Source organism: Herbaspirillum sp. UBA812 (genome assembly GCF_002296545.1).
Lineage (GTDB): Bacteria > Pseudomonadota > Gammaproteobacteria > Burkholderiales > Burkholderiaceae_D > Herbaspirillum > Herbaspirillum huttiense.
On record NZ_DBIC01000111.1, the window covers coordinates 1 to 4332 of the forward strand.

At 63.3% G+C, this 4332-nt stretch carries 7 protein-coding genes; 3 read left to right on the forward strand and 4 right to left on the reverse strand.

The features are described 5' to 3' along the window. Window positions 1–293: 7TM-DISM domain-containing protein (locus B3873_RS07245; protein WP_286864954.1), on the reverse strand; the 293-nt coding region annotated here is incomplete at its 3' end. Window positions 294–303: 10 nt separating this feature from the next. Next, the gene (locus B3873_RS07250; protein ID WP_039788738.1) at window positions 304–1098 is read right to left on the reverse strand and encodes a DNA-binding response regulator; all 795 of its coding nucleotides are present in this window, start codon (window positions 1096–1098) and stop codon (window positions 304–306) included. A 195-nt stretch (window positions 1099–1293) separates the two neighbouring features. Between B3873_RS07250 and B3873_RS07255 the strand changes: the two genes are divergently transcribed. Together B3873_RS07255 and B3873_RS07260 are read left to right on the forward strand one after the other, a co-directional pair. Then, a complete protein-coding gene (locus B3873_RS07255) occupies window positions 1294–1473 on the forward strand; it encodes a hypothetical protein (protein ID WP_039788734.1) in 180 nt (59 codons plus the stop codon). Window positions 1474–1605: 132 nt separating this feature from the next. Then, a complete protein-coding gene (locus tag B3873_RS07260) occupies window positions 1606–2280 on the forward strand; it encodes a response regulator transcription factor (RefSeq protein WP_286864957.1) in 675 nt (224 codons plus the stop codon). Window positions 2281–2298: 18 nt separating this feature from the next. Here B3873_RS07260 and B3873_RS07265 read toward each other — a convergent pair whose 3' ends face one another. Both B3873_RS07265 and B3873_RS07270 read right to left on the reverse strand, forming a co-directional pair. Continuing rightward, window positions 2299–2883: a flavin reductase family protein gene (locus B3873_RS07265; RefSeq protein ID WP_286864959.1), complete on the reverse strand. Its 585-nt coding sequence runs from the start codon at window positions 2881–2883 to the stop codon at window positions 2299–2301. A gap of 147 nt (window positions 2884–3030) precedes the next feature. Further along, window positions 3031–3951: a dihydrodipicolinate synthase family protein gene (locus tag B3873_RS07270; RefSeq protein WP_039789746.1), complete on the reverse strand. Its 921-nt coding sequence runs from the start codon at window positions 3949–3951 to the stop codon at window positions 3031–3033. Window positions 3952–4080: 129 nt separating this feature from the next. On the opposite strand from B3873_RS07270, the gene B3873_RS07275 reads away from it, so the two are divergent. Continuing rightward, the coding region (locus B3873_RS07275; protein ID WP_286864961.1) for a helix-turn-helix domain-containing protein at window positions 4081–4332 on the forward strand (252 nt) is incomplete at its 3' end.

The window sequence follows — 4332 nt, forward strand, 5'->3', positions numbered from 1 at the left end:
GGTTGGCTGCTGTCGTTGCGTACCGTGCCGCGCAGCCAGAAGGCAGCGTTGCTGTAGCCCTCCTGCAGCATGGGGACGGCAATGGTTTCCCATTGCGTACTGTCGAGGACCGCCGTCAGTACTGCGCGGCCGTCGGCGTCGCGCAGCACGTGTACTTGCGGCGTGATGACCAGACGCGAAGCGATGCCTGCCAGTTCGATGGACGGCAGCGCCGGCGTGGCCCGCACAGCTTGGGGCAGCAGGCTCCAGAGCAACAACGATGGCCACAGCAGCGCTGTGCGCAGAGGTGACATCGTCCTCTCGTCAGCGCCGGAACTGGCTGGGCGGCATGCCGAAGCGTTCGCGGAAGGCCGTGGAGAAATTGGCCGTGTTGCTGTAGCCCAAGGCCAGTGCGATGGCCCCGATGTCGAGGGTGCTTTCGGAGAGCAGGCGGCGCGCTTCCTTCATGCGCTCCTCGCGCAGGAAGTCGAAGACGGTGACGCCGGCGCAATGCTTGAAGGCGCTGGACAGGCGGCGCGCATTGGTGCCGACCGCAGCGGCCAGGGCATTGAGTCCCAGCGGCTGGTCCAGCTTGTCCATCATGAGCCGGCGCGCGGCCTGGAACAAGACCATGTCGAAAGTGCTGGAGCCGCCCTGCGTTGCGGAACCGGTGGGCGTCTGCGTGATCGGCGGCAGGTCCGCATGCAGGGTTGAACGCAGATGCACGCACAGGCGCAGCCGCACCTCCTCGAAATCGAAGGGCTTGGTGATGTAGTCCACCGCGCCCACGCTCAGGCCATTGACCTTTTCCTCGGTGGACGCGGCGGCCGAGAGGAAGATCAGCGGGATGTTGCGCGTGCAGGAATTGGCCTTGAGCAGACGGGCGCTGGTGAGTCCGTCGTAGACCGGCATGCGGATGTCCATCAGGATCAGGTCCGGCCGCACGGTCTGCGCCTTGCGGTAGCCATCCTGTCCGTCGCGTGCCACGTAGAGCCGCGCGCCATGGCGCAGCAGGAAGTCCGACAGCAGCATGCGATCTTCCTCGGCGTCGTCGACGACCAGGATGCGCTGTCCGGACAAAGGCCCGGCATAGACCGGGTGGATTGATTTGTAGACCATGTTCGCCTCATCTTGAATGAGCGGGACGTTACCGCGAAAATTCGAAGACACGAAGCGAAAATGGCCGCCCTGAAAATATTTTTCCCGCGATCAAAACTCTGCGGTGGATGAGCAAAACATCGACGAGAAATTCATCGAAAAAGTTCTATATCGACGACAGGGAGGACGCTGCGCCAGCCGCCCGGGAGCGAAGAAATGAGCGCCGCTGACGAGGCCCGCCTGGAAAAAATGAGAGCGCATAGCGACCTGCTGAGAAATGCTTCCCGCATCGGTGAAGCGATGGATGTCGTCGCACCAAAATATTTTTCCTTGCACCAGAAAGATGAGACCGGTTCGCAATACCTGCAGGTAAAAATGGAGTGCGTCTTGCGCTAAATTCTTTTCCCGTCATCGGGCTCGCCGACGCTGCAGCAGCACGCCCGGCGGCGAGGTGATGACACCACGAACCCGTGCCCGCAGCAGGTGCGCGGCGTGACGGGAAACGCAATGACATCAGGGGAAATCGCAATGGCCACTATTCTGTTGGTTGAAGACATTTTGAGACACGACCGCAACGCTTGCCTGGCCCGCTTTCTGGAAGACCAGGGGCACAAGGTCAGCCGGGTGATGGCGGATGGTGAGGAATTGCTCGCGCCGCTGCAGGATGGCGACATCGCCATCATCCACCTAGGGCGAGCCAGCGCCGCCGGTTATGCGCTGACGCAGCGGCTGCGCAGTAGCAATGCGCGCATGGGCATCCTGCTGCTGGCCTCCGAGCACGAGAGTGTGACGGTGCGCATTGCCGGCCTCGAACGCGGTGCCGACTTCTGTGAAGCGCTGCCGCAGCGACTGGAATTGCTCAACGCCTATATCGAGACCATGTTGCGCCGGGTAGCGCCACAGGCGTGGCAGCTGGATGTGGCCGCACGCACGCTGCGCGCGCCGCATCACGATGCGGTGGAAATCAATTCGCGCGAAGTGGCGCTGTTGAAGGCGCTGGCCAGCAGCGCCCGCCATGCCGCTGACCGTTGCGCCATTGCCCATGCCTTCGGCGTGGAGTGGGTCAGCTTCGACGAGCGGGTGCTGGAGAAGACCGTCAGCCGCCTGCGCCGCAAGTGGCGCGACAGCACCATGTACGATTTGCCGCTGCGCACCTTGCACGGCGTGGGCTACTGTTTTACGGAAGCGATTCAGGCCTGCTAAGGTTCCCGCTGCGGGAGATCAGACCTGGCGCGCCTGCTGCTGGTTGCCGGCCACCACGAACTTGCCGGCACCCAGGTGATGCAGGGTGTGGAGGTCGGCATTGTCCGCCGTGAAGTTCCAGTGGCCGTTCTCGAAGATGCGGGCATCGGCGGCGGCACTGACGACTTCCGCGAACAGGGTGTCGTAGGCATCCTCGGTCTGGCCCTGCGGCAACCAGCGGCATTCCAGCCAGGCGGCGCAGCCTTGTTCCAGGACCGGCATGCCCAACACCGGACCGCTGGTGGCCGCGATCCGGTGGCGCGCGAACTTGTCTTCGTCGCGGCCACTGGTGCTGCCGACCGCGTAGCTCAGATCCATCTGTGCCGCACCGGGGATGATGAGGCCGAAGCTGCCCGATTGCCTGATCAATTCGCGTGTGAAGGTGCTCTTGTCGATCACCACGGCGATGCGCGGCGGCGTGAACTCCACCGGCATCGACCAGGCCGCTGCCATGATGTTGCGGCGACCCTCATGGGCGCTGGTGATGAGCACGGTCGGGCCGTGGTTGATGAGGCGACTGGCGTGTTCCAGTGCGACGGGGCGGAAGTGGCTGGCTTGTGACATGGACTCCTCGTGCGATAGGAAAATTGGCAAACGCCAAGGATGACACAGAACGCACAGCCTCGCCGGATGCGCGGCAGCAAGCGAGCGCCCAAGAAAAACGGGAGCCTGAGCTCCCGTTGCGTGCGGCATGCCTTGCTGCGGACTGCCTTACTTGCCCCAGCTCAGGACCATCGGGTCCAGGCGGCGCGCCACGCGCAGCAGGCCTTCGCGCACCTTGGGGTGCATCGGGGCTTGCGGATGGCGCAGCATGTCGGACTTGATCACGCCGCCTTCGAGCATCAGCGCCTTGCAGGCGGCCAGGCCGCACTGACGGTTCTCGTAGTTGATCAGCGGCAGCCACTGCATGTACAGCTCGGCGGCCTTCTCGGTATCGCCCGCGAAATACGCATCGACGATCTTGCGGATACCGTCCGGATAGCCGCCACCGGTCATGGCACCGGTCGCACCGCCATCCAGGTCGGGGATCAGGGTGATGGCTTCTTCGCCATCCCACGGGCCGACCACGGCGTCGCCGCCCAGCTCGATCAGTTCGCGCAGCTTGGAGGCGGCACCGGCGGTCTCGATCTTGAAGTAGGAGACATTGGCGATCTCCTTGGCCATGCGCGCCAGGAAGGGGGCCGACAGCGGCGTGCCGGCGACCGGTGCATCCTGGATCATGATGGGGATGTCGATGGCATCGGAGACGCGGCCATAGAACTCGTAAATCTGTTTTTCCGAGACACGGAAGGTGGCACCGTGATACGGCGGCATCACCATCACCATGGCGGCGCCGGCATCCTGCGCGGCACGGCTGCGCTCGGCGCAGATCTGGCTGCCGAAGTGGGTGGTGGTGACGATCACGGGGATGCGGCCGGCCACATGCTTCAAGACCGTGTCCTGCACCAGCACGCGCTCTTCGTCGGAGAGTACGAATTGCTCGGAGAAGTTGGCCAGGATGCAGATGCCGTTGGAGCCAGCATCGATCATGAAGTCGATGGCGCGCTTCTGGCCTTCCAGATCGAGCTTGCCGTTTTCGTCAAAGATGGTCGGGGCGACCGGGAATACGCCGCGGTAAATGGGGGTGCTCATGGAGTCTCCGTCGTGGTTGTCATGGGCCATCACAGCGATGGCGGTGTGCAATGGCGCTGAATATACGTGGGGCCCGATGGACTGTATAGTGAAGACTTTCCATCATGTGATCGCTTTTTGGAATCACCCATGAAACCCGCGCCCAGCCAGCAAAGCCTCAACAGTCTCCTGTCCCGCCTGCGCATGAAGCAGCTGCAGCTGCTCATCGCCCTGGACGATCATCAATCCCTGCACAAGGCCTCCAGCGCCCTGGCCATGACGCAGTCGGCGGCCAGCAAGTCGCTGGCCGAGCTGGAATCGATGCTGGATGCGCAATTGTTCGAGCGCACCAAATCGGGTCTGATCCCCAACCAGTTCGGCCATTGCGTGATCCGCTATGCG

Excerpts from the sequence above, each read along its gene's own strand:
- B3873_RS07250 (WP_039788738.1), bottom strand. The coding sequence starts at position 1,098 with ATGGTCTACAAATCAATCCACCCGGTCTATGCCGGGCCTTTGTCCGGA.
- B3873_RS07255 (WP_039788734.1), top strand. The coding sequence starts at position 1,294 with ATGAGCGCCGCTGACGAGGCCCGCCTGGAAAAAATGAGAGCGCATAGC.
- B3873_RS07260 (WP_286864957.1), top strand. The coding sequence starts at position 1,606 with ATGGCCACTATTCTGTTGGTTGAAGACATTTTGAGACACGACCGCAAC.
- B3873_RS07265 (WP_286864959.1), bottom strand. The coding sequence starts at position 2,883 with ATGTCACAAGCCAGCCACTTCCGCCCCGTCGCACTGGAACACGCCAGT.
- B3873_RS07270 (WP_039789746.1), bottom strand. The coding sequence starts at position 3,951 with ATGAGCACCCCCATTTACCGCGGCGTATTCCCGGTCGCCCCGACCATC.